The sequence below is a fragment of the Maribacter litopenaei genome, from assembly GCF_025244665.1.
Taxonomy (GTDB): Bacteria; Bacteroidota; Bacteroidia; order Flavobacteriales; family Flavobacteriaceae; genus Maribacter; species Maribacter litopenaei.
In genome coordinates this window covers 1,438,737-1,464,316 of record NZ_CP104205.1, presented here as the reverse complement: position 1 = coordinate 1,464,316, position 25,580 = coordinate 1,438,737, and the positions used below count along the sequence as shown (strand labels likewise).

General features: G+C 38.1%; 16 protein-coding genes and 6 pseudogenes. 11 read left to right on the top strand and 11 right to left on the bottom strand.

Annotation, left to right across the window (positions count from 1 at the left end; translation table 11 throughout):
- Nucleotides 1-15: 15 nt before the first annotated feature.
- From uvrA to NYZ99_RS21605, 4 genes and pseudogenes are all read left to right on the top strand, one after another.
- Nucleotides 16-2,792, top strand: a pseudogene (gene uvrA / locus NYZ99_RS07780) (excinuclease ABC subunit UvrA).
- A 148-nt stretch (nt 2,793-2,940) separates the two neighbouring features.
- Nucleotides 2,941-4,140, top strand: a complete 1,200-nt coding sequence (locus tag NYZ99_RS07775; RefSeq protein WP_260574740.1) for a hypothetical protein — start codon at nt 2,941-2,943, stop codon at nt 4,138-4,140.
- A gap of 255 nt (nt 4,141-4,395) precedes the next feature.
- On the top strand, nt 4,396-5,025 hold the full coding sequence (locus tag NYZ99_RS21610) for an AI-2E family transporter (RefSeq protein WP_338039387.1): 630 nt from the start codon (nt 4,396-4,398) through the stop codon (nt 5,023-5,025).
- Complete coding sequence (locus NYZ99_RS21605; protein WP_338039446.1) at nt 4,977-5,426, top strand: AI-2E family transporter; 450 nt, start codon at nt 4,977-4,979, stop codon at nt 5,424-5,426. Before NYZ99_RS21610 ends, NYZ99_RS21605 begins: the two co-directional genes overlap by 49 nt.
- A gap of 444 nt (nt 5,427-5,870) precedes the next feature.
- Here the strand turns inward: NYZ99_RS21605 and NYZ99_RS07765 are convergent, their stop codons facing one another.
- The 6 genes from NYZ99_RS07765 to NYZ99_RS07750 are packed head-to-tail and all read right to left on the bottom strand — an operon-like array spanning nt 5,871 to nt 10,885.
- On the bottom strand, nt 5,871-6,884 hold the full coding sequence (locus NYZ99_RS07765; protein WP_338039385.1) for a lipopolysaccharide biosynthesis protein: 1,014 nt from the start codon (nt 6,882-6,884) through the stop codon (nt 5,871-5,873).
- A 1-nt stretch (nt 6,885) separates the two neighbouring features.
- Nucleotides 6,886-8,157, bottom strand: coding sequence for a glycosyltransferase family protein (locus NYZ99_RS07760; protein ID WP_260574739.1), 1,272 nt, complete (start codon nt 8,155-8,157; stop codon nt 6,886-6,888).
- Complete coding sequence (locus NYZ99_RS22855) at nt 8,157-8,402, bottom strand: YfhO family protein (protein ID WP_420845197.1); 246 nt, start codon at nt 8,400-8,402, stop codon at nt 8,157-8,159. Before NYZ99_RS22855 ends, NYZ99_RS07760 begins: the two co-directional genes overlap by 1 nt.
- A gap of 31 nt (nt 8,403-8,433) precedes the next feature.
- On the bottom strand, nt 8,434-10,383 hold the full coding sequence (locus NYZ99_RS07755) for a hypothetical protein (protein WP_420845196.1): 1,950 nt from the start codon (nt 10,381-10,383) through the stop codon (nt 8,434-8,436).
- A gap of 21 nt (nt 10,384-10,404) precedes the next feature.
- Nucleotides 10,405-10,593 (bottom strand): hypothetical protein, encoded by a 189-nt coding sequence (locus tag NYZ99_RS22850; RefSeq protein ID WP_420845195.1) that lies wholly within the window; start codon nt 10,591-10,593, stop codon nt 10,405-10,407.
- 28 nt (nt 10,594-10,621) lie between these two features.
- A complete protein-coding gene (locus tag NYZ99_RS07750; protein ID WP_260574737.1) occupies nt 10,622-10,885 on the bottom strand; it encodes a DUF4834 family protein in 264 nt (87 codons plus the stop codon).
- Between the two features lie 86 nt (nt 10,886-10,971).
- Between NYZ99_RS07750 and NYZ99_RS22845 the strand changes: the two are divergent.
- Both NYZ99_RS22845 and NYZ99_RS07740 read left to right on the top strand, forming a co-directional pair.
- Nucleotides 10,972-12,056 (top strand): annotated as a pseudogene (locus NYZ99_RS22845) (transporter).
- Between the two features lie 87 nt (nt 12,057-12,143).
- A complete protein-coding gene (locus NYZ99_RS07740; RefSeq protein WP_260574736.1) occupies nt 12,144-13,262 on the top strand; it encodes a GTP cyclohydrolase in 1,119 nt (372 codons plus the stop codon).
- Nucleotides 13,263-13,324: 62 nt separating this feature from the next.
- On the opposite strand, the pseudogene capB reads toward NYZ99_RS07740, so the two are convergent.
- The 3 genes and pseudogenes from capB to NYZ99_RS07725 form a co-directional block, all read right to left on the bottom strand.
- A pseudogene (gene capB, locus NYZ99_RS07735) lies at nt 13,325-14,585 on the bottom strand (cysteate-C-fatty acyltransferase).
- A gap of 118 nt (nt 14,586-14,703) precedes the next feature.
- A pseudogene (gene capA, locus NYZ99_RS07730) lies at nt 14,704-15,743 on the bottom strand (cysteate synthase).
- A gap of 75 nt (nt 15,744-15,818) precedes the next feature.
- Nucleotides 15,819-17,879, bottom strand: coding sequence for a S9 family peptidase (locus NYZ99_RS07725; protein WP_260574734.1), 2,061 nt, complete (start codon nt 17,877-17,879; stop codon nt 15,819-15,821).
- 144 nt (nt 17,880-18,023) lie between these two features.
- Here NYZ99_RS07725 and NYZ99_RS07720 point away from each other — a divergent pair, with 144 nt between their 5' ends.
- Together NYZ99_RS07720 and NYZ99_RS07715 are read left to right on the top strand one after the other, a co-directional pair.
- Complete coding sequence (locus tag NYZ99_RS07720; protein WP_260574733.1) at nt 18,024-18,350, top strand: YbaB/EbfC family nucleoid-associated protein; 327 nt, start codon at nt 18,024-18,026, stop codon at nt 18,348-18,350.
- A gap of 57 nt (nt 18,351-18,407) precedes the next feature.
- A complete protein-coding gene (locus NYZ99_RS07715) occupies nt 18,408-18,710 on the top strand; it encodes a YegP family protein (RefSeq protein ID WP_260574732.1) in 303 nt (100 codons plus the stop codon).
- A gap of 19 nt (nt 18,711-18,729) precedes the next feature.
- On the opposite strand, the pseudogene NYZ99_RS07710 reads toward NYZ99_RS07715, so the two are convergent.
- Together NYZ99_RS07710 and NYZ99_RS07705 are read right to left on the bottom strand one after the other, a co-directional pair.
- Nucleotides 18,730-19,751 (bottom strand): annotated as a pseudogene (locus NYZ99_RS07710) (threonine aldolase family protein).
- Between the two features lie 19 nt (nt 19,752-19,770).
- A pseudogene (locus NYZ99_RS07705) lies at nt 19,771-22,174 on the bottom strand (zinc-dependent metalloprotease).
- Between the two features lie 198 nt (nt 22,175-22,372).
- On the opposite strand from NYZ99_RS07705, the gene NYZ99_RS07700 reads away from it, so the two are divergent.
- From NYZ99_RS07700 to NYZ99_RS07690, 3 genes are read left to right on the top strand one after another with little or no spacing between them, the layout of a single operon-like run.
- Complete coding sequence (locus tag NYZ99_RS07700; protein ID WP_260574731.1) at nt 22,373-23,839, top strand: circularly permuted type 2 ATP-grasp protein; 1,467 nt, start codon at nt 22,373-22,375, stop codon at nt 23,837-23,839.
- A 3-nt stretch (nt 23,840-23,842) separates the two neighbouring features.
- Nucleotides 23,843-24,790 (top strand): alpha-E domain-containing protein, encoded by a 948-nt coding sequence (locus tag NYZ99_RS07695; RefSeq protein ID WP_260574730.1) that lies wholly within the window; start codon nt 23,843-23,845, stop codon nt 24,788-24,790.
- Nucleotides 24,791-24,821: 31 nt separating this feature from the next.
- Nucleotides 24,822-25,517, top strand: a complete 696-nt coding sequence (locus NYZ99_RS07690; protein ID WP_260574729.1) for a transglutaminase-like domain-containing protein — start codon at nt 24,822-24,824, stop codon at nt 25,515-25,517.
- Nucleotides 25,518-25,580 lie beyond the last annotated feature (63 nt).

Here is a 25,580-nt window from a genome sequence, read left to right as displayed (position 1 = left end):
GCTTTAATTATGAATATGACTACAATATCAAAGGTCGACCCCAAAAAAAACATCATTATAAAAGGTGCCAAGTTGCACAATCTTAAGAATGTTGATGTGGTAATTCCTAGAAATAAATTAGTGGTCATCACCGGTCTTTCGGGTTCGGGGAAATCAAGTTTGGCCTTTGATACATTATTTGCCGAGGGACAACGTAGATATGTAGAAAGTCTATCGTCTTATGCACGCCAGTTTTTAGGTAAATTAGACAAACCCAAAGTCGATTATATAAAGGGTATTGCTCCTGCGATTGCCATAGAACAAAAAGTAAATTCTACCAATCCAAGGTCTACCGTTGGCACAACAACCGAAATTTATGATTATATAAAGCTGCTGTATGCCCGCATTGGAAAGACTTTTTCCCCAATTTACGGTAATGAGGTGAAAAAAAATACCGTATCCGATGTCATTGAATATGTTAAATCATTTGAGTTGGATACCAAATTGTTGCTCCTTGCCCCCATTACCATACGAGAGGATAGGGATTCGCTAAAATCCCTTCAATTGTTTTCCAAACAGGGGTACGCCGAATCAAATACCAAGGGAAAGTCATAAGGATAGACCAAGCGCCTGAAAATATAGGAAAGGAATTTGATCTTGTGATAGATAGGATAATAACAAAGAATGACGAAGATTTTTATAATCGGTTGGCAAATGCAGTGGATACGGCTTATTTTGAAGGTAAGGGACAGTGTATCATTGAGGAGTTGTCTAACTCCAAGCAACGCCTTTTTAGCAATAAGTTTGAATTGGATGGAATGACATTTTTAGAACCCAATGTTCACCTATTCAGTTTCAACAATCCCTATGGGGCCTGCCCAAAATGCGAAGGTTATGGCGATGTAATAGGTATTGATGAAGACCTTGTCATTCCTAATACTGCGCTTTCCATTTATGAAAATGCCGTATTCCCTTGGCGCGGTGAAAGTATGAGCTGGTATAGGGATCAATTGGTAAATGCTGCCTATAAATTTGATTTCCCCATTCACAAACCATGGTTTGAACTGTCCGAAGAACAAAAAGAATTAGTTTGGGATGGAAACAAACACTTTATTGGTTTGCATAAATTCTTTGAAACCCTTGAAGAAAAAAGCTATAAAATTCAAAATAGGGTGATGCTCTCCCGTTACAGAGGAAAGACAAAATGTAATCTGTGTAATGGAAAGAGACTAAGAACTGAAACGGATTACGTGAAAGTTGGTGGAAAATCTATTTCGTATTTAGTCGGTCTTCCTATTGAGCGCTTGACTCCATTTTTTGAAAATTTGGACCTTTCCGAACACGATACCAAAATAGCGAATAGGCTTTTAAAAGAAATAAATACTAGATTGGGTTTCCTGGACAAAGTAGGGCTTAGCTACCTTACCCTAAATAGAAAATCCAATACACTATCAGGGGGTGAGAGCCAACGGATAAATTTGGCAACCTCATTGGGAAGTAGCCTTGTTGGTTCAATGTACATCTTGGACGAACCCAGTATTGGCTTGCATCCAAAAGATACCGAAAATCTCATTGAGGTATTGTTATCGCTCAGAGATTTGGGAAATACCGTCATTGTAGTGGAGCATGATGAGGATATCATGAAGGCTGCGGATGAAGTTATCGATATAGGATCCGAAGCTGGAACACATGGTGGAAATATTGTAGCACAGGGTACCATGGAAGACATCTTAAAATCCACATCCCTAACAGCTAGCTATTTAAATGGTACCAAAGAAATCAAAGTGCCAAATGAAAGAAGAACCTCTAAAAACCATATTGAAATTATTGGTTGCAGGGCCAATAACTTAAAAAATATCAATGTAACCTTTCCCTTGGATATGCTCACTGTTGTTACTGGAGTATCAGGAAGTGGTAAGAGCACTTTGGTAAAAAAGTTATTGTATCCTATAATTCTTAAAGAAACCGGGGGGTATGGTGAGAAGGCGGGTCAGTTTAGTTCTGTAAATGGAAAATACAAACATATTAAACATGTAGAATTCGTTGACCAAAACCCTATAGGTCGTTCTTCACGCTCCAACCCAGTTACCTATATTAAGGCCTATGACGAAATTCGAAACCTTTTTGCTAGTCAAAAACTGAGTAAGATCAGAAATTATCAGGCCAAACATTTCTCCTTCAATGTGGATGGAGGCCGATGTGAGAAATGTAAGGGAGAAGGAGAAATAACTGTAGAAATGCAGTTTATGGCCGATGTTCATTTAGAATGTGATACGTGCGCCGGAAAACGATTTAAAAAAGATGTTTTGGAGGTCACCTTTAACGACAGCAATATTGATGACATTTTGAACATGACCATTGACGATGCCATATATTTCTTTGAAGCAGGCCTGCAAAATAAGATAGTTGCCAAATTGAAACCTTTACAGGATGTAGGTCTAGGTTATGTAACCTTGGGGCAGTCCTCCTCTACCCTATCCGGTGGCGAAGCGCAACGAATTAAATTAGCCTCTTTTTTGGTAAAGGGAGCTACCAAGGACAAAGCACTTTTTATATTTGATGAACCAACCACCGGACTTCATTTTCATGATATCCAAAAACTTCTAAAATCATTTAATGCACTCATTAAAAAAGGACATTCCATTGTGGTTATCGAACACAATATAGACCTTATTAAATGTGCCGATTATATTATTGATCTTGATCCGGATGGCGGTGAGAACGGTGGACAACTTTTAGCAGAGGGCACACCCGAGGAAGTGGCTAAGAACACCAAATCCTACACGGCTAAATATCTTAAGGAAAAATTATAAACATATAGTTCTCATTATTCTTTTTAATAAAAAAATTTTAATATATTGATTTCCAGTATATTAAATATATTCTTCAATTTTTGGCACGCTGTTTGTTTTCTATAGGTCGAGTGCAAATAGTTGCACTTAGAATTTAAAACCTTATATCATGAAAAATTTAGTACTCTTTTTTGCGGCAGTAATTTTGGGCACAACAGGTGTCTTGGCCAAAAGTACGGTAGAAGATAAGGTTGCAATGCGCAATGCTTATAGGTACAACAACTCATTTATTTTTGTTGAAAATGGCATTACGTTTTCAGTATATCCAGATGGGGAGTTTGACTTCTATATCGAGGATTATGTAACTGGAAGAAGAAATGGGATTACATTCAACTCAGGGTATGATTACAGTCCCTACGCGCAATATGATGATTATGGTGCTGTTATCCAAGTAGAAAATGTTCCTATCTATTACGACTACTACGGTAGAGTTACTCAAATTGGTGATGTGGATATTAGATATAGAAACAATAGGGTACGTAGTGTAGGTGGAATGTTTGTCTTCTATAATAATAGGGGATTCTACGACTACCACACCGGTTTCATCAATATATATAACAGACATTATGTGTATCGTCCATTTCACGGATTTTTCATAAGACCTGCCATAGGTTTCTCATTGGTTTTCAACAGACCTTACAGAAGGTATTATACACCGATTAGATATACCTATTACAGCCCTTACAGGTACAACACCCGTAGAGCATACGTAAAAATTGGTAGAGAACATCGATACAATAAAGTAAGACGTGAAAGAGCGAACATTTATAGAAACGATAATCGAGTAGCTGTTAGGGAAAATTCTTATAGAGGAAACAAGAGTACGGCTTATAGAGATAATGACAGAGTCCGTTCCAATAACAACACGGCTAGAAGAAGTGATGATTTTAAATCCGGAAGAAGTACAGCCTCAAACAATATTGGAAGAAAAACCGATAATTCCGTAAGAAGGTCGTCAACAGTAAATAGAAGTAGTTCCACAACGGTAAGACGAAATAATGGTAATAATGCGGTAAGAGGGAATGACAAAAGAAAGGTGGTAACTTCTAGGGAAGTTACTAGAACCCCAAGGAGTACAACGGTGAAAAGAAGTACCACCACGTATAAAAAGCCTACGAATAGGAATACGGCCAGTCGTAGTAATGATGGTAGAACCGTTACCCAAAGAAGCGTAAAAAGAACAGTTACCAAAGCACCTTCTACCAACAGGAGCACGGTAAATAGATCTGCTAGGTCCGTTAGTAAATCACCTTCTAGAGGCACTACAAGAAGCAGCAGTTCTAGATCAGCTTCTAGGAGAAGTAATTAATTAGATAGTAAAGTTAGTTTTTAGGTTGGTTAGTTGTTTAGCCCTGTGGTAGATTCATTTACCACAGGGCTTTTTTATTGGTAAAAGCCTTAAAAAAACCTTGTACATAACATAAAGTTTGGTATTCTGACATTCTTCATTTCTGACTGAGTAGATCCGTTTCAAGTTCGAATTCGATTACTTATTTAATCGTGTGCATCAATCCATCAGAAAGAAAACTTCTACTTTGCCGCAATAACACTTTTTAAAAAACTATTGAAAAAAATACATCCAAGCCTACTAAGACAAATTTTATTACTTACACTGATACTTCTTTTTGGAGGGCTCATTATAGATTCCATGATTCCCTATATTTCAGGAGTTTTGGGTGCTCTTACCTTATACGTAATACTAAGAAAATGGATGCATAAACTTCAAAAAACGGGATTTGGGAAAACTTGGTCTGCGATTATCCTAATTATTTTGGCCACTATCGGTATATGCATACCCCTTACCGGAGCGGTATATATGTTAGGATTTAAAATAGGAAATTTAGCGGATAAATCAGAACAAGTCATCAGTGCTTTCAAAGAGGAGGTCTTTGTTATGGAAAAGCATTTAGGCTATGACATTTCCAACGCCATAGATCCACAACAGGCATCCGGATGGATTACAGAAAACCTTTCAGGATTTGCAAGTGGCACTTTAAACATAGTGATTTCCTTGGGTGTTTTGATCATTATCCTTTATTATATGTTAATAAGCCCGCGGGAAATGAAGGATTCGTTAATGGAATACATACCCCTGAGCAACAAAACACTGGTTACCCTGGGCAAGGAAATTGATCATGTAGTACGATCCAATGCCATTGCCATTCCCTTGGTAGCTCGGCCCAAGGAATCATAGCCCTTATCGGGTTCTATATTTTTGATATTGACAATCCTTGGTTTTGGTTCGTTATAGTTACCATTGGATCTATGGTTCCCTTCATAGGTACCTTTATTGGCATTTTTCCCGTTTTTGTTTTGAGTCTTGCTAGCGGAAATGATTTTCAGGCTTGGGGAATATTAATTTATGGTTTGGTAGTTGTGGGCTCTACAGACAATCTTATTAGGTTATTTTTGCTTCAAAAAATGGATAGTATACATCCATTAATAACCTTAATTGGGGTACTTCTCGGTATCCCATTATTCGGTTTTGTCGGCTTGATATTCGATCCACTCATAATAAACCTATTTTTGATTTTAATTAAAATATATAAAAAGCAGTACGGTGGTCAAAAATCGAAGAGGGCTCAAAGTGCCTGATTTATTTTCTGCCAAGGTATTTGTGAATTACTGCATTAATATCCACTGATATCTTCCACTTGTACAACAAATAAAAATAGAGTGTTGTTATTAAGATACTCTTAACCCCTATATTAATAATAGGCTGAAAGGAAAATGGGACTATCGAGAAGATAATCGCAATAACCACAATTAATAGGAATACCTTTAACGTTCCGATTGTGAAAGGTTGAAGTCCAAACTTGGATTTTACATAATACAACTTCAAGGAGTTATATATAAAAAAAGCCGAAAAACTTGCAATTGCAGCACCCTGCAATCCATATTTCGGAATTAACCAAAGATTAAAACCTATGGCCAATATAGCCAGTAGCACTCCAAAAAATAATACTGATGTATAATATTTAGAATTATAGAGAATAGAATTATTATTGCCCAATAACGAATCGTAGACCTTCGCTAGACCTATCCGAATACAATACTGTAACCTTCGCTATAATCCGAGGGCAGAAGCCTATATAAATCTTGTAAATTCAAGAGTATTAGAACCAATAGTAAGGCCGACACTATAAATAGGGTCAAAGAACTTTTTCGATATAATCCTTCTAAGGCATTAATTTCATTTCTATTAATATATTCTGCGGTCATTGGATAGGTAATTTGATGCATAGCCCTAGTAGGTACCGCTATTACGGTGGCCATAAATCCGGCAACGGCATAAAAGGCCACATTTTCAATGGGTAAATAATTATTGAGCATCACCTTATCCACTTCCATAAGCACGATTGCCGTGGAACCACCTAAAATGATAAGCCCGCTATATTGCAGAATCTCTCGCCAGTTATCGGGCAAATCCTTTGTGAATTTTGGAAAACGAAGGCGATAGGCATAGAACTTTATGATAGCCAGCCTTATGATATAAAACCCAACTAGGGCATTAATAAACTGCGGGACATCCAAAACCCTCAGCCATAACAGAACCAATAAAATGCTTTGCCCTACCCTGCAAAAAATCTCTTTCATAAAATTTCCAAAGACCGACTTCATCCGAATCCTTGCCCATGCATAAAACACCTCAAAATATGCCATGGCAATTCCAATAATGAATATTTGCCATACATAGTCTCGAATCACAGGGTTTTCCCTAGAAAGAAAATTCCCAATAGCCTCATTGGAAAAATAACTAATAATACCAATTGGAAAAATGAAAAATAGGGGTAAAAAAAGCATCATGCCCAAAAACCTGTCCTGATCCCTTTCCGTATTAAAACCACTGTAAAACTTCACCAAGCTATTAGGTACTCCAAAAGCTAATATGGGCATTAATACCCCTGAAACAGAAAGAATCAATTGTACGAGCCCATAATTCTCAGGCTGCATAAAGTTCGTATATAGAAAAAGTGTATTAACAGCTCCTATGGCAAAACCAACGTAGGTAACAATGGTGTTGTTCAAGGATTGCTTTAGTACGATGCCCATATTAAATATACTCCACTAATTGTCCGGTTAATTCGCGCCTACTATATTGGTCAATGTTGGTAGAAGAAATGGCCAAGGAATTGTTCTTAAAAAGTTGAAACCAATTTAAAAGTACATTTTTAAGTTGGGAAAGCTCTAAATAATCAAAGACCTCGCCCGATGCAGTTTCACGTATCATTTCTGCCACCTCCCAACCATCTGATCCAATTCCTAATATGGGTCTCCCAGCTTTCAAATACTCAAAAAACTTCCCTGGAATGATGCCCATGGTCTCTTTAGAGTCGATTTCAACCAAAAGTAATACTTGCGATTTATGCTGATAGGAAACAGCCTCTTCATGGGATACATACCCCATAATATTTACATACTCCCTTAATCCGAATTCTTCTAGGGAATCCAATATATCCTGCCCCACAACACCCACAAAATTAAGCTGTATCTGCCTTCTAAAATCCTCATTTTCGTCAATCAGTTCACTAAGGACCTTCCATAAATTTATTGGATTTCTATTGGTAAGCAGCGAACCGATATGGGCAATGGTAAATTTTTCATCCAATGATGTTTGTACACTTTTTTGCTGGTCAAAACCATTGGTTATTACTTTAATTGGCTTTGAGGTGATAGCTCGAAATTCTTGCTTGGTAGTTTTACTCGTAACAACAATCTTATCGGCAGTATTCAAAACTATATGTTCGAGTTGTTTATGTCTTTTTTGGGCAGGTAAGGTTAACTTCAATTTTTTGTGGTAGCCAATTGAAGTCCAAGGATCCCTAAAATCGGCTATCCATTGAATTCTAAATTCTTCCTTTAATCTAAGGCCGATTAGATGTACACTATGCGGGGGTCCCGTGGTAATAATTGTTTTAATGCCTTCCTTCTCCAAAATAGGCCCTAAAAACTTTACCGATGGATTCACCCAAAATTTCCGGGCATCGGGAATAAAAAGATTTCCCCGTATCCAAAGCATTATCCGTTCCAATACGGACTGATTCTTTTGGGTAATGACTCCAGAACTTATCCTTTCGGTCTTCCTACCGGATATCAACTTTGAGAGTCCGTAGGGTTCAAAGATTTTATGTTTAATGATTTTGATATCCTTTGGAACATCCTCAAACAGGGATTCATCCTTTAAAGGATAATGTGGATTTTTAGGAATGTATACAACAGGCTCCACACCAAAATCCGAAAAATACGTTACAAATTTTAGCCATCGCTGTACACCGGGGCCACCCGCCGGAGGCCAGTAATACGTGATGACCAAAACCTTTTTCATTAGGATGTTTCTTCTTTTTTTGTCCTCCAAAAAGAATAACCGATTCCTCCCAAAAGCACTAAACCTAGTAAAATAGTACTTGCAAGAGTAATCTTGCTTCCCTGTTCAACTACCTCAGGAACAAATTTGAACTCGATAGTGTGATTCCCTTCAGGTACTCTCATAGCCCTCAAGACATAATCTACTTTAAAATGGTCTGTTAATTGTCCATCAATATACGCTTTCCATCCATTTGGGTAGTACATCTCACTAAAAACTGCGATACCTGCATTGGGGTTATTGGATCATATAGGTCAAATGGTTAGGCTCATAATCTGTTAGCACGATAGATGCCGTTGAATCCACTTGATACTCCAATCGGTTAATATTACTCACACTGGTAGAGTTGAAGACGGCGACATTTTTGGTATTTAGACTATCCAAGGCAAGTATTTCCTCATTTGCGGAACTTACACCCTTCAATTCCTCAACAAACCAAGCATTTCCATTGGCATTGGGGTTTTCGATAGGAAAAATAGTTCCTTCCTGATCCTGCCTAATCACATATTTTATGTTCAACATATTAAACACAGAGAGATTCCCTTTATAAATATGAAATTCATAAAGGTCCCGCATTCCCGCTGGTTTCGCGGCATGGTATCCAGTTATGCTTTGATGAAAGTATGCTGTTTTTGCCGAATCAAAACCATCGGTCCGGTCAAAAACGCGGTAAACCCCATCGTCTTCCATAATTTGCTTATTGGCACTAGTTGCCTGGAAAGGTTCAAGCATCCTACGTTTGGCGACAAAACTGTCGGCATTTACGTAACGTAGGTTTACCCCAACCAAATCAAACACTACGAGGAAACCAATACCTACTACTACTAGATTCTCCTTTAATTTACCTTTGAGATAAAACCAAACCAAACCGGCAGTAATTAAGACATATATGAGCGACCTAATAAGGTCATTAGTGTAGACAGCTTTTCGGTCCAAACGTAGCATTTCAGGGAGTTCCTCTAAACCGGTCATGCGCAATCGCTCATCTGAAAGCCCCACAAAATCAAACATTCCTTTGACTAGGAACAATAAAACGCCAAGACCCAAAACTATGGCACCTGCATATTTTAAAGAATTCAGTTTGTCGGTTTGAGGGACTCTTTGGGAAAAAATCTTTTTCAATGCTAAGATGGCCAATATGGGCGCACATAATTCCAACACAACCTGGATGGAGGAAACCGCCCTGAACTTGTCATACAGCGGAAAATAATCGATCATAAAATTGGTAAGACCGCTAAAATTCTTTCCCCAAGAAAGCAAAAGCGACAACAACACTCCGAACAGCAACCACCATTTGTGCTTACCCTTGACCAGAAACAACCCCAATATAAACAGGAAAAATATAATAGCCCCGATATATGCCGGATCTGCCACTCCTGGTTGCTCTCCCCAATAAAGAGGTAGCCCGCCTACAAAATCCAAGGCACTGGATCTAGGCAAACCTTTGTCGATTAAATAATTGAAAGATTTGGATTCCTCTCCTAGATTTTCTTGACTAGCACCACCAAAAAGTCTTGGTACGAATAAATTAAAGGATTCGACTATTCCATAGCTCCATTGGGTAATATATTCCTTGCTAAGCCCATCGGTACTCTCCTTAGGGGAACCATCAGGGTTAATGGTCAATTCACTTTTCCCTCTGGTACTCCAATCAGCATACTCCTTAGTGGCCAAGAGACTTGTAGCATTGGCCGCTATGCCTAATGCTACCGCTGCCACCAAAATTCCTACTGAAATAAAATAATGCTTTACTTCCTTTCTCTTTATGGCATCGATTAAATACGCTATTCCCAATATCAATACCAATAACATAAAGTAATAGGTCATTTGGTAATGGTTGGCCACTATCTCCAAGGCCATCCCCAATGCCGCAACCAAAAATCCGGAGAGATATTTTTTCCTGAATACCAATACAATACCGGCCAGTAAAATTGGCAAGTACCCCAAGGCATGGGCTTTGGCATTATGCCCTGCACCAATAATGATTATCAAATAACTGGAAAAACCAAAAGCCAATGCTCCAACTATAGCCAATTTGTAATCGACTTTTAAGCAACAAAGCAAGATGTAAAAACCAATAAAATAAAGAAATAGATAATCTGCGGGCCTTGGCAGAAATCGAATAACCCTATCCAATTCCTTTATATAATTATGGGGATAATTTGCGCCTAATTGATAGGTAGGCATCCCGCCAAAAGCACTGTTGGTTCAATAAGGTTCGGTTTCCGTTCTTTTTCTAAAATCGTTTTGCTCTTTGGCCATACCTGTGTACTGGGCAATATCATTTTGAAAAATTACCTTTCCTTGAAGTACTGGATGAAAATATGCCAGGGCGGCGATGATAAAAAATACGGTGACAAAAAAATGGGTGAAAAAAAATTTTAGACCTTTCTTCATGTTCCGGTGGTTGGTGAGACAAAGATAACTAGTCTACTTCTTCAAAATCGATATATTCCCCAACTTTTTCGGAATTGTTTTTTTTCTTGGTAGATTTCTTATTTATGATAACATCACCTACTTGTTCTTCTTGTGGGTTGGATTCCTGATTGAATCCCTCATATGTCTTCCGAAAATGGGACTCCGTTTTCTTGGCAGCATAATTCAATATTTTGGGTGCGAACATCCTTGCCAAAATCTTCAGCAGATAATACACCAAAAGAATTATCAATATTGTTTTTAAAAATGCCATTTATTTGGATTGATATATATCAAAAATACAATTATCACGTTGTATTACTAGATTCAAAGTATTAAAATAATTATAAAGTCGTTTCCATGGGTAAGCCCCTTATTACCAAAAGACTCCTTTTCCAGCTTATACTTTTATTGTTTGGCCCTTTCTTGGCAACTGCTCAATATACGGATGTCATCAACTCAAATAGGCCAGGGCTCTCCGTTAGCGCCTATGCCGTAGGAAAAAATGTTCTACAGCTGGAGATGGGGCTATTTTACGAACAAAGTGACCATACTCGATTAAACACGCAATCCAATCTTTGGGGAACCAACTTTTCATTACGGTATGGGCTACTTTTTGAACAATTGGAACTTAATTATGAAGGTACTTTTCAGGATCAGGATATTGTCTACGAGTACTTTGACCTAAAGGCCAAAAGAAGGGATTTTTCAAGGAATAGACTGGGATTAAAATATTTAATCTATGATCCATACAAAAACCCAGAGCGTAATAAGCCTAATCTATATAGCTGGAGAGCCAACCACAAGTTTCGTTTTAAAAACCTGTTACCCGCGGTATCCCTATACGCGGGCGCAAATTTCGTGTTGGGCGATAATCCTTATTATCCAACTGAGCCCACAGTTTCACCAAGAGTGATGATTGCGACCCAAAGCAGAATGACCCCCGAATGGTAATGATTACGAATACTGCTTATGATAGAATCGGTACCGATGATCCCGAATTCAGTTATTTGATATCTATATCCCATGCCTTTAGAAATCCTAAATGGAGTACCTTTTTGGAGCATCAGGGTATACAAAGTGACAGATATGCCGATTTATTGCTTAGGGGAGGTGTCGCCTATTTGGTAAATGACCCAATCCAAGTGGATTTGGGACTTGGTGCCAGCTTTAAAAATACACCTTCAAGGGTATTTGTAAATGCTGGAGGGTCTTACCGATTTGATTTCCACAAAGATACCCTTATACCAATCGATGATCAAAAAGCCGTTGGATCCGGAGGGCCTATCAAGAAAAATTCCATGAAAAAGGAAAAGCGAAAAAACAGAAGATCTAGTGGAAACGGTGCAGAAGATATAGATTTAGGACCTTCCAAAAAACAATTGAGAAAACTCAAAAAGGCCCAAAAGAAAGGAAATAGGGAGGATAGTGAAATTGACTTCTAGAAAGGAATGAATAGGTTCACTTTTAACTTTCCCTAATTTTTCGATATTGATTAATATTCCTAATATTGATGCTTCTAAGAAGCATCAATGATTACACTAAAAGAAGTTGGTAATAAACAGGAACTGAAGCAATTTGTAACCTTTCCTTTTTCCCTTTATAAAAATTCAAAATATTGGGTTCCTCCAATTATCAAAGACGAACTTGCCACTTTTAACAAAGATGTAAATCCGGTTTTTAAAGATGCCGATGCTCGCTTTTTTCTTGCCTTTAAGGACGGTGCTATTGTGGGAAGAGTAGCCGCTATTGTCAATCGATTGGAAATAGGTCACCAGGGCATAAAAAAGATGCGTTTTGGTTGGTTCGATTTCATCGATGACATAAATGTTTCCAAGATTTTATTGGATAAGGTCGCAGAGATTGGAAAAGAGCATTTTCTCGAATTTATGGAAGGCCCCGTTGGTTTTTCCAATTTGGACAAGGTTGGGGTACTTGTTGAGGGCTTTGACCATATCGGTTCCATGGTAACTTGGTATAATCACCCCTATTATGAAAAACATTATACCGACTTAGGATTTGTTAAGGAGAAGGAATACATGGAAAATAAGTTTCCGGTAAGTAACGCAGACCCTGCCCTCTTTACCAAACTCAATGATATTGTTAAAAAAAGATACGGTCTAAAAGAAATGAACTTCAATAGTACCAAAGAGGTCATGCCGTATGTCGACGAAATGTTCGACCTATTTAATGAAACCTATGCAAAGCTATCTTCCTTTGTTCCTATTACGGAATTACAAAAGGAGTATTTCAAGAAAAAGTATATCAGCTTTATTAATCCAGAGTATATAAAGTTTATCCTGGACAAAAACGATAAACTAATTTCATTTGCTATCGTAATGCCCTCTTATTCGAAAGCGTTACAAAAAGCAAAGGGTAAATTGTTCCCTCTTGGTATTTTTCATTTATTGTCAGCAAAAAGAAATAGTAAGGATGCCATCTTTTATTTAATTGGTATACATCCTGAATACCAAAATAAAGGTGTCACGGCCATCATATTCAATGAATACTATAAAGTATTTAAGAAAAAAGGTGTTCTAATGTGTTACAGAACACCTGAACTGGAGGAAAATATCGCTATTAAACAAATGTGGAAACATTTCAGCCCCGAGGTTTACAAAAGAAGAAGGACCTATAGAAAGAGCCTATAAAAAAGCCCAAACTTAACGTCTCGGGCTTTTATTTTCTATTGAATTGAAGAACATATAAAATATTACTCTCCCATAGCCGCAGCAACAGCTGCGGAAAGTCTTTTATAGGTTCCATTTTTCAACCTGTCTCTAATAGCTGAAAAAGCATCTAAAGTTTCGGTAATATCCTCCATCGTATGTGTAGCCGTTGGAATCAATCTCAACAAAATTAAACCTTTAGGGATTACCGGATATACTACAATTGAGCAGAAAATACCATAATTTTCCCTCAAATCCTTGACAAGAGCCATAGCCTCCGGTATACTTCCATTTAAATACACCGGGGTTACACAACTTGTAGTAGTCCCAATATCAAAACCTCTTTCCTTTAGACCGTTTTGAAGCGCATTTACATTTTCCCAAAGCTTGGCTTTAAGTTCGGGCATGGTACGCAACATATCCAAACGTTTTAAAGCACCCTTTACATAAACCATGGGAAGGGATTTTGCAAACATTTGAGAACGCAAGTTGTATTTTAAGTAATCTATAATTTCCTTATCCGCGGCAACAAACGCCCCAATACCTGCCATAGATTTAGCAAAAGTCGCCAAATACACATCAATCTGATCTTGCACCCCTTGTTCCTCACCGGCACCGGCTCCGGTTTTACCTAAAGTACCAAAACCATGAGCATCATCTACCAACAACCTAAAACTAAATTTCTTTTTTAAGGCTACAATCTCCTTCAGAATACCTTGCTCACCGCGCATCCCAAATACACCCTCGGAAATAACCAAAATACCTCCTCCGGTTTGTTCGGCCATTTTGGTCGCCCTTTCCAGGTTCTTTTCCAAGCTTTCCGCATTGTTATGGGTAAAAGTAAATCTCTTCCCCATATGCAAGCGTACCCCGTCAATAATACAAGCATGACAATCTACATCGTAGACAATGATATCATCTTTAGTAACCAAGGCATCGATAACGGACATAAAACCTTGATATCCAAAATTTAATAAGTAGGAAGCTTCCTTTTGCGAGAACTCTGCCAATTCCTTTTCCAACTGCTCATGGAAATCCGTATGGCCACTCATCATTCTTGCTCCCATTGGGTACGCAGCACCGTGCTCGGCTGCTGCTTCACCGTCCACCTTCTTTATCTCTCGGTAAATTGGCGAGACCTAAATAATCGTTTATACTCCAAGTAATAACATCCTTACCTTGGAACTTCATCCTATTGGAAATAGGACCTTCCAACTTTGGAAATACAAAATATCCTTCTGCTTGTGAAGCCCATTTTCCCAAAGGATCTTTATTCTCTATGATTCTTTCAAATAAGTCTCTCATTGCCTAATTTTGATTCTGCCTGCAAAAGTAAAAATTTTTGGACAGCATTCATAAATAATTTAAATACACAAAAAAGCGGGCCTGATGCCCGCTTTTTTTAATCGAATCCAAAGGATTATTATTTTATAAATTGAATTTCTTGCTTTGCTTCAACAGGATTAGCCTCAAGAAATCCTTGATCTTCCATCCACTGATCACTGTATATTTTGCTCATATATCTTGAACCGTGATCTGGGTAAATGACCACTACCTTACTATCCTTATCAAATGTATTTAATTCGTCCAGTTGTTTCACGGCTTGCATAACTGCACCACTGGTATAACCTACAAAAATTCCTTCTGTTCGGAAATTTCTCCGGCCGTATGGGCACTTTCCGCATCGGTTACTTTTATAAACTCATCAATAACATCGAAATCTGTGGCCGTAGGAATCAAATTCTTTCCTAGGCCTTCAATCCTGTAAGGATAAATCTCATTAGTATCTAAAGTTCCTGTTTCATGATACTTCTTCAATACGGAACCATAAGCATCCACCCCTATAATTTTAATACTAGGGTTTTGTTCTTTCAAATATCTCGCTGTTCCTGATATTGTTCCCCCGGTTCCACTACAAGCTACCAAATGCGTTATTTGTCCTCCAGTTTGTTCCCAAATTTCTAGATCGGTAGAACTGTAATGAGCCTCCATATTCAATTCATTAAAGTATTGATTGATGTATATGGAATTTTTTGTTTCGCTATGTAAACGCTTTGCGACCTGATAGTAAGATCTAGGATCATCAGCGCTTACGTGAGCTGGACATACATAAACCTCCGCTCCCATGGAACGTAGCATATCTATTTTATCGGCAGAAGATTTTGAACTAACCGCCAAGATGCACTTGTATCCCTTTATAATACTTACCATAGCAATACTAAAACCAGTATTACCAGAGGTAGTTTCAATTATGGTACTGCCTTCCTTTAAAAGGCCTTTACGTTCGGCTTCTTCAATTATATGGATTGCGATACGGTCTTTGGAGGAATGTCCTGGATTAAATGCCTCTACTTTGGCATAAAAGTCACCTTTAAAGTTTTCGGTAATCCTATTTAGTTTTACCAAAGGTGTTTTCCCAATTAATTCTAAGATATTGTTGTTAGCCTTTATCTTATTTTCCATAAGGGGGATATGTTTTGTTTATTTTTAGCAAATCACAGATTTGTTAAAATTTGCTACAAATCTACTATTTTTTTTCTACAGTACTATTTTTCCTTCCAAATCCAACAAAAAAGCATATTCCTTGGCCGCTTCCTTAAGTGCCTCAAATCTTCCGGAAGCCCCACCATGACCGGCATCCATGTTAATGTCAAAGTACAAAAGTTTATCATTTTTTTTCAATTCCCTTAGTTTTGCAACCCATTTTGCGGGCTCAAAATACTGTACTTGGGAGTCATGTAGCCCAGTAGTTACGTATAAATTAGGGTAGTTTTGTGCTATCACATTGTCATAAGGGGAGTACGACTTGATATAATTATAATAGTCCAATTCATTTGGATTTCCCCATTCATCATATTCACCCGTAGTAAGTGGTATAGAATCATCCAACATGGTTGTCACTACATCCACAAAAGGAACCGAAGCAATGACCCCATTATAGAGTTCAGGAGCCATATTCACAATAACGCCCATTAAGAGGCCTCCAGCGGAACCACCCATGGCATAGAGATGCTGAGCACTTGTTAAATTCTGTTTAATAAGATATTTAGAACAGTCGATGAAGTCCGTAAAGGTGTTCATCTTTTTTAGAAGCTTTCCGTCCTCGTACCATTGTCTACCCAAATATTCACCTCCCCGTATGTGGGCAATGGCATAGGCAAATCCTCTGTCCAATAAACTTAATCTGACCGTTGAAAAATAAGGATCAATAGTATACCCATATGAACCATAGGCATATTGTAAGAGCGGAGTGTCCTTAGTAAGATCGGTATCTTTATGATGAACCAAAGAAATAGGTATTTTGGAACCGTCCTTTGCAGGTGCCCAAATACGTTTTTCAAGATAGTTTTCCTTATCAAAATTTCCACCCAAAACCTCTTGCTCCTTCATAACGGTTTCCTCTTTGGTAACCATATTGAAGTCAATTACCGAGCTTGGAGTCGTTAATGAATTATATGAATATCTTAAAATATGGGTGTCAAAGTCTCGATTATTACCTACGTGTGCCGTATAGGTTTCGCTCGAAAAAGGTAAATAATAGGCGTCCGAGCCATCCCATCTGATTATACGGATTTTGTTGAGTCCATTTTCTCTTTCAGAGAGCACATAGTACTCCTTAAAAATATCCACATCTTCTAACAACACATCCTCTCGATGTTCAATGAACTCTTTCCAATGTTCAGAACTGGTATTGGACTCTCCTACCCTCATCAATTTAAAGTTGAAAGCCCCATCTTTATTGGTCAACACATAAAAATTGTCCTTGTAATGTAAAATGGAATATTCCATTCCCCTTTCCCTGGGAGAAAACATTTTAAATCCCTCTTCCGGTCTTTCCAAGGATAAGATCTGAAATTCCGAAGTTAATGTGCTATGGGAACCTATTACAATATATTTTTTTGATTTGGTCTTATACACAAAGGTGCTAAATGTATCGTCCTTTTCATGGAAAATTAACTCGTCCTCCAATACTGAGGTGCCAAGTATATGCTTATAAATTTTGTCCGATCGTAAGGTAACAGGATCCTTCTTCGTATAATAAAATGTTTTATTATCGTTGAATCGGACACCCCCACCTGTAGTATTCTCAATTTTATCGGGATATATTTCACCAGTCTCCAAATTTTTCACTTGCAGTGAATATTCCCGTCTTGAAACTATATCCACACCGAAAATAGCCATTGAATTGTTAGGGCTCACCGCAATTCCGCCCATACTGAAATAATCGTGTCCTTCTGCCATTTCGTTTCCATTGAACATGATTTCCTCCTTAGACTCTAGGACTTCCTTGAACCGGGAATAGATAGGATACTCATTTCCGACTTCATATCCGGTTTTGTACCAATAGCCATTAAGTTTATAAGGTACAGACGCATCATCTTCCTTTATTCGCGCCTTCATTTCATTAAAAAGCGCTTCTTGGAAGGGTTTGGTGTGTGCGGTCATTTCATTGTAAAAGTCATTTTCACTTTGCAAATAGGACAAGACCTCAGGATTTTCTCTTTCGTTGAGCCAATAGTAATTATCGATTCGCACATCATTATGGGCTACCAATTCTTTGGGTTCCTTTTTAGCAACGGGCGCTTTCCTATTTGTCATGTGTAACACTTTTCATTTTTAAGATGGTCGCAAAAATAAAACTAAATATCAGGAGCATCCAGATTTTGCAGAAGGGAATTATTAATTCGATAGTATTTGAACATTTCACTAAATTTGATTTATAATCAAAAATAAAATTCACCTATGTTCGGAGATATGATGGGTATGATGGGCAAACTTAAGGAAACCCAGGAAAAAGTGGAGGAAACCAAAAAACGAATGGATACGGTTCTAATTGATGAAAAATCTTCGGATGGTTCCGTTTCGATAACCATTACCGCCAATAGGGAAATTAAAAAGATTGATATTTCGGAAGAATTGCTTTCGGACAAAGAACAATTAGAGGATTATCTGATCTTGACACTGAACAAAGCGATAAATAGGGCAACCAGTGTTAACGAAACTGAATTGGCGGCTGTTGCAAAGGAAGGTATGCCCAATATTCCAGGAATGGACTCACTTTTTAAATAAGCAACTTTATATAATTTCATTCTCTCAAATTACCTATCTTTAAAAGAAAGAATTGGTATGATCGAGGTTAAGAACAAGGAGGATAAATTCTACCAGTTTGTTGTAAAATCGGCATCCGGAAAGATATTATTAGAAAGTGTCGAATTTCCTGACACCAAATCTTTGGAAACCACACTCAATGAAATAAAAGACGTAAATCTACCCTTAAAAAGATTTGAGCGAAAAACAAATTTCGAAGGTAAGTTTCTTTTTAACCTAAAAAACGACCATGGGTCTGTAGTAGGAAGTAGTGGACTATATAATTCCGAAGCCGGTATGGAAAATGGAATTAAGAACCTAAAGAATATTTTGATTCAATAAGGCCATCAATTTTTAACACTTATAATTTTTTCAGTATTCCCAAAAAATAGTCGTGCATGTTATCTGTATAATCCATATGGGTAACCATTCTTAATTTACCCTGTCCCATACTAATAATATGTATATCCTTTTTAACCAATCGTGAATTAAAGTCTTCACTAGACATATGTTTATCATCTATTTCAAAAATGATAATATTGGTTTCAATAGGTTCCACTTTCTTTATAAATGGCAACGAATTGAGTTCCCTTCCAATTTCGGTAGCTTTTCTATGATCCTCAGCTAGTCGTTCCACATGATGGTCCAAGGCATAAATCCCCGCGGCTGCCGAAATCCGGATTGACGCATACCACCACCTAAAATTTTCCGAATTCTAAGGGCATCATGAATATGCTCCTTTGTCCCTAAAAGAACAGAACCAACTGGACAACCCAAGCCTTTGCTTAGGCAAACACTAATGGTCTCAAAAAGCGCCCCATACTCCTTTGGATTTTCATTATTTGCCACCATGGCATTCCATAACCTAGCTCCATCCAAATGATAATGTAGACCATGTTTTTCACAAACTTTTTTAATCCTTTTCAACTCCTCCAAATCCCAACAGGCTCCACCTCCCTTATTCGTTGTATTTTCAATACAAACCAATGAAGTTAAAGGGCTATGATAAAAATCAGGAGGATTAATCGCTTCCTCAACCTGTTGGGCGCTCACCATTCCGCGATGACCATCCAATAACCGACAGGAAACTCCGCTATTAAAGCTAACACCGCCACCTTCGTAATTAAAAACATGCGCATATTTGTCACATATCAATTGCTCCCCTGGTTGGGTATGTAATTTAATAGCGGTCCGGTTGGTCATTGTGCCACTTGGAAAAAAAAGGGCCGCTTCCATTCCAAACATCTTCGCTACTTTTTCTTCCAAAGCATTTACAGAAGGATCATTTTTGAAAACATCGTCCCCTACCTCGGCGGTCATCATCGCTTCCAACATTCCCGCAGTTGGCTTTGTGACCGTATCACTGATTAAATTTATTATCATAGGAAATTAATGCTGAGAATTAATGGAAACAATCCATTCCGATAGGAGAACCATCTCGGCAATTTTGGAGCAGGAACTACCTTAAAGGTATCTCGGATGTTCATAAAAATCATTGATTCTTCGATTTATCTCTCCTTGTATGATCGCATTGTCCATACTCATAGAATTCAATTTTTTTAGCTGCATATTAGCTATGGCGTTTACTTGAGGATGAACGGCGTCACTTGCTGCCAAGTTCATCAAATGAAAAAGTACCCTGAAATTGATGTTTTGCTGAACTTCATTGCTGTAGGAATCTTTTTGATTCTTACCGAAAGTATTGGAAACCACTTCACCCAAAACTTCTTCCAAACCAATATTGTTTGGATCCATGGCCTTTTGCTGTATCAATCTTGAAGCCCTTTCTCGGATGTAGCAATAGACCCAGGGTCATATCTGCGGCCGTTTCCGGAGCAGAAAGTGCATCGAAAGAAACACCGGTCTTTCCGTTAAAAGATTCCCTTGTACTTCCAAAACCTATTGCCCTAGGTGGAAACAAACTCAACTTGTCTTTTGGAATGGCGATTTCATTGGCATCCAAAGTCAGTAAAATTGCCTTTAAAGTCTGATCCTGCGTTCTTTTGTCAACTGGGGCAACCGTCAATTGGCCGTCCCCCTTCACGGAATAATTATAATCCAAGCCGCCTATGACTTTTGTAGCGGCCTCAGTTTGGTATCTATGGAAAAAATATAAAGGTGCAAAAACATCTTCTAAAACCGAATTTGCTTCGTTGGTGCGAATATTATCAATAGAGAAGTTTGCAATGGCCGTCTCCCTAACCTTTAACATATCCAATAATTCGCTGCTGATGGACTGACCATTGTCCCAAAGATGTGCGTACATGTGGGCGCCACCTTGCGGTCCGGCATCTTGATCGGATATGTATCGTAATCCATCGGAAGTTGCCTTTTCCAAAATTTCATTCAAAGCATCCCTTTCATTGGTACCTTCGGGAAAATCGCTGTAAGCATAAGCCACAATTACTTTGTCCCATTCACCAATACCTGTATCATAGGCATTGGAGAAATCAATTTCACCATTTTTGACCGAGAATTGCGGATGTGGATAATCCATTACTGAAGCTCTACCATTGGTACTTGCCGCAAAATTGTGACTAAAGCCTAAGGTATGGCCAATTTCGTGTGCCGATAATTGACGTATTCTCGCCAAGGCCAAATCCAGCATAGGCTGATAATTGTCATCCCTTTCCTCAAAGGGTTTGTTCATTAGTGCTTGTGCAATTAAAAAGTCCTGTCGTATACGTAAACTTCCCAAACTTACATGTCCCTTAATAATCTCACCTGTTCTTGGATCAGCTACACTAGCACCATAGCTCCATCCCCTCGTGCACCTATGTACCCATTGTATCACATTATACCGTACATCCAGGGGATCCGCATCGTCCGGCAACATCTTTACCTGAAAGGCATTTTTATAACCAATGGCCTCAAAGGCTTGATTCCACCATCTACCACCATCCAACAAAGCACTTCTCACCGGTTCACGGAGTACCATTGTCCAAATAATAAATAATAGGTTCTACTGCTTCACTAACTTCGGCATCAGGATTCTTTTTTTCCAATCGATGTCCGGGAATAAACCGTTTGATCAAAGATTCCTCCACCGGGGTTGCATAATCATAATAAGAAAAAGGATATGCCCCGGATCGCGGATCGAATTCCCGTTTTTCAAACCCATCATCCGGAAGTTCCACAAAAGAATGGTGTTGGGCCACGGTAATAAGTTCAGGATTTGGCACTACACTTCTTACATAACTTCCTTTTGGACTACCTTTAAATGTTAGTGTGATATCAAATTCAATATTTTTGGGAAAAGCCTTTGTCCTATCCATGGCCATGGCACTCTTTTCCTTGTCCAAGCTATAGTTTCCCTGGTCGCCCTTTGCAACCTGCCTATTACACCATGGGTGTCCTGCATTAAAAATCCAGAAATGTCTATTATATAGGTTCCGTCCTTTTCCTCTTCTATTGGAAAACCATACAATATTGATTTAGCGAAAGCCTGCTCCACCGATTTCTTTTCAAGAGCATTATCCGTAAGCGCCCTGAATTTTAAATTGGGCTGCACCAACATTAATTTATTACCTGCTTTTCTAAAAAAGACCACTTGTTCATTTCCAAGTTGTCCCCTATCCGAGACCAATGTCGTTACTTCCTATGCCACTGCTCAATGAAGAAACATATAGAAATTCCTTTTCCAAATCAGGAACCTCCAAATAGATTTTATCTGTTTTGGAGTCGTAGTAAAAATCAAAGAGACCTTCGAACTTTTCATAGTCCTTTTTTTTCTCTGAAAACTGACCATAAACTTGCGATAGAGAGAATACGACCAATAATAGCCATAAGTGGGATGCATTTTTCATTTTCTGAAATTAGTTTGGAGTTAAAAATATAGAATTTACGATTAAATTCTCAACTCGTAATCCCACAAATTACGAAACACGTTATAAATAAAAAAGGCACTTATTTTTTATTGAAAAGCCAATTATCAGGGCACATTAATATGATAATAACACCTGTATTCTCTGTAAAAATTTTTATCTTTTAGAAAAACATTTTATATGTCGAATATTGAGAGTCAAATTTTCTCCTCCTACCAGAGAAACCCTGATTTATATGATGAAATCTATGATAGCAATGGAAATATAAAAGATATATATCAAAAGCTTTTCGATATATATGGAGAGCATTCCATTCAGGATTACATCAATCTTAACTCTAAGGCAAAAGCATCCTTTTTCAATCAAGGCATAACTTTTCAGGTCTACGGGGAAGATAATGTTCAGGAAAAGATTTTTCCTTTTGACCTATTTCCTCGAATTATTGACCAAGAAGAGTGGGACATAATTGAGAGGGGATCCATACAAAGGGCCAAGGCCTTAAACCTTTTCCTATGGGATATCTATCACGATAAAAAAATATTGAAGGATAAGGTAGTACCATTGGAACTTATTACTTCCTCTGCCAACTATTTGGATCAGATGAACGGCGTTAATCCCCCCGGTGGAATTTATAATCACATATCGGGTACGGATATAATTAAACACAAGGATGGACAATATTATGTATTGGAGGACAACATCAGATGCCCATCCGGTGTGAGTTACGTCATTTGTAACAGAACTGCCTTAAAAAGGGCTCTTTTTGGGGTCTTTAATCATTATCAAACCCATACAGTTACGGATTACGCGGAAAACCTGTTAGAACAATTGGAATCCGTTAAGCCCAAAGGGGTGGACATTCCAAATTGCGTGGTGATTACACCAGGCATGTATAATTCCGCTTTCTATGAACATTCCTATTTGGCCAAGACCATGGGTGTTGAATTGGTTGAGGGCAGGGACTTGTTTGTTGAGAACGATTTTGTGTATATGAAGACCATAAAAGGTCCCGTGAAGGTCGATGTAATCTATCGAAGAATAGACGATGCTTTCTTAGACCCTTTGGAATTTAGACCCGATTCAGCCCTTGGTGTTCCCGGATTATTTGCTGCCTATAAAAAAGGAAATGTAACCCTCGCCAATGCTCCTGGTACCGGCGTTGCAGATGATAAGGCCGTATATACCTACATGCCGGATATTATCAAATACTACTTGAATGAAGACCCAATTTTGAACAATGTACATACGTACCATTGCAGTAGACCAGATGAATTAAAATACGTCTTGGAAAACATACCGGAATTGGTTGTAAAACCAGTGGATGAAGCTGGAGGATATGGCATTTCCATTGGGAATCGTCTAACGAAGGAAGAAATAGAGGAAGTGAAAAAACAAGTGAAGGAGAATCCCAGGAAATATGTAGCACAACCCATAATGTCTTTGTCCGTACATCCTACTTACATAGACGATACGGAATCCTTTGAACAGCGCCATGTGGATCTAAGAACCTTTACCATATTGGGAAGGGACAAGGAATTTGTATTGAAAGGTGGTTTAACAAGAGTGGCCCTTAAAAAAGGAAATTTAATCGTGAACTCCTCCCAAGGGGGCGGTTCTAAAGACACTTGGGTCTTAAAAAATAAATAATACATGCTAGCAAGAGTAGCCAACAATCTTTTTTGGATGGGGCGATATATAGAGCGTTCCGAACACATTGCACGTTATATGAACGTCAATTATTTTTCATCTTTAGATGCACCTAATCAAATTTCTCAGGATCGGCAATTTGTGCTTAGATTCATGTTATTCATGGTAGGAGAACCTGTAAAGGATTCCAATAAAACCTTAATCGAGGAAGACGTTCTGTTCAGGATAGGAGTCGATACCGATTTTGCATCCTCTATACTGAATAACGTAAGATATGCTAGGGAAAATGCAAATAGTGCCCGGGATTTAATTTCTACGGAATTGTATGAGTCCATCAATAAGTTTTACCATTTTGTCCTAAATTATCCGAAGGAGGTCTTCGTTAAGAGTGGACTCCATGATTTCACCACTAACGTCACGGAAATGAGTGCCATTCTTAGAGGAAAAATAAGAGGTACTCTATTACACGATTCTGTATATGCCATAATTATGATGGGCGTAAATATTGAAAGGTCTACACAGATTACGCGAATGATAAACTCAAAATACAATGATGCCCTTTTGGCCCAAGGAAGTTATGATGATGCTTTTACAAAAAGTTTTGAGTGGACTACGCTTTTAAAATGTGCCGAATCTTACGATATGATGCGGAGGTACTATAAAAAAACGCCCACAAGTATTTCAACCTTGGAATTTTTGATCCTCAACCCCAACTGCCCAAGATCGGTAATGAATTCCTTGAACCAGTTTTACAAACATGTAAAAATCCTTAATCCGGAGCGGCGTTATAATAAGGAATCGACGGCATTTCTAATTGGTAGGGTTAGGGCGGAATATGAATTTAAATATATAGAAGAAATTGAGCAGGACATAAAATCCTTCATTGAGAACATCCTTCGTAGCTTAGACGAAATCAGCAACAAAGTAGACGAGGAGTTTTTTAATTATTAATGTTGCCAAATGTTCTATTTTAGCATCCGAGATGTGGAAAGAATATACGGTTACTTACAAATCTGATAATGTTTATGATAATTGGGTTCATGACGCTTATTGGCAATTTTTGATAATTCCTGTCGAAAACGAAACCCAAAAACTGTTAGAGTTTGATTTTGCGAACTCCATACATTGTATCAATCAATATTCCATAAATGGATTTGGATTTGATACCATTAAAGTACATCCAAAGAAAAAATTCAAACAGATATCTTTTGAAGCCACCTTTAAAGTACTTAAATCAAATGAGAGCACCCCTAATGAAAATAATTTTGCCAAAATTGAAACTTCATTAAACGAAATTAATTCTCTAAACTTCAAAATTGATTTTGAGCGATATCTAAGGGAAACATCATTGACCGCGTTACCTAAACAAAATAAAGGAATATTCAAATTTGAAAGCAATACGGGTATCTTTGAAAACCTTTTAGGTTTAAACCATTGGAGCCATTCGCATTTAAAATATATTGCGGGGGTAACAAACATCGCTTCCACCTTGGAAACCATCCTAAACCAACGCTCCGGTGTCTGTCAAGACTTCGCCCATTTATTTTGCGCCGTTTGCCGTCATAACCAGGTACCTTGTAGATATGTGGCTGGTTACCTTAACCATGAAAGTGGGTATTTGGGAAATTCACAAATGCACGCATGGGTAGAAGCATTTGTTCCAGGTTCGGATGGCTAGGCTTTGACCCTACCAATAATATATTAGCAAACATCAATCATATTAAGGTATGCCATGGAAAAG

Bases quoted from the DNA above. Each gene is read 5' to 3' on its own strand.
- NYZ99_RS07750 (WP_260574737.1), bottom strand. From the start codon at position 10,885: ATGGCATTTTTAAAAACAATATTGATAATTCTTTTGGTGTATTATCTG.
- NYZ99_RS22850 (WP_420845195.1), bottom strand. From the start codon at position 10,593: ATGAAGAAAGGTCTAAAATTTTTTTTCACCCATTTTTTTGTCACCGTA.
- NYZ99_RS07715 (WP_260574732.1), top strand. From the start codon at position 18,408: ATGATCGAGGTTAAGAACAAGGAGGATAAATTCTACCAGTTTGTTGTA.
- NYZ99_RS07765 (WP_338039385.1), bottom strand. From the start codon at position 6,884: ATGGGCATCGTACTAAAGCAATCCTTGAACAACACCATTGTTACCTAC.
- NYZ99_RS07725 (WP_260574734.1), bottom strand. From the start codon at position 17,879: ATGACAAATAGGAAAGCGCCCGTTGCTAAAAAGGAACCCAAAGAATTG.
- NYZ99_RS22855 (WP_420845197.1), bottom strand. From the start codon at position 8,402: ATGTACTACCCAAATGGATGGAAAGCGTATATTGATGGACAATTAACA.
- NYZ99_RS07775 (WP_260574740.1), top strand. From the start codon at position 2,941: ATGAAAAATTTAGTACTCTTTTTTGCGGCAGTAATTTTGGGCACAACA.
- NYZ99_RS07700 (WP_260574731.1), top strand. From the start codon at position 22,373: ATGTCGAATATTGAGAGTCAAATTTTCTCCTCCTACCAGAGAAACCCT.
- NYZ99_RS07760 (WP_260574739.1), bottom strand. From the start codon at position 8,157: ATGAAAAAGGTTTTGGTCATCACGTATTACTGGCCTCCGGCGGGTGGC.
- NYZ99_RS07695 (WP_260574730.1), top strand. From the start codon at position 23,843: ATGCTAGCAAGAGTAGCCAACAATCTTTTTTGGATGGGGCGATATATA.
- NYZ99_RS07690 (WP_260574729.1), top strand. From the start codon at position 24,822: ATGTGGAAAGAATATACGGTTACTTACAAATCTGATAATGTTTATGAT.
- NYZ99_RS07740 (WP_260574736.1), top strand. From the start codon at position 12,144: ATGATTACACTAAAAGAAGTTGGTAATAAACAGGAACTGAAGCAATTT.
- NYZ99_RS07720 (WP_260574733.1), top strand. From the start codon at position 18,024: ATGTTCGGAGATATGATGGGTATGATGGGCAAACTTAAGGAAACCCAG.
- NYZ99_RS07755 (WP_420845196.1), bottom strand. From the start codon at position 10,383: ATGCCTACCTATCAATTAGGCGCAAATTATCCCCATAATTATATAAAG.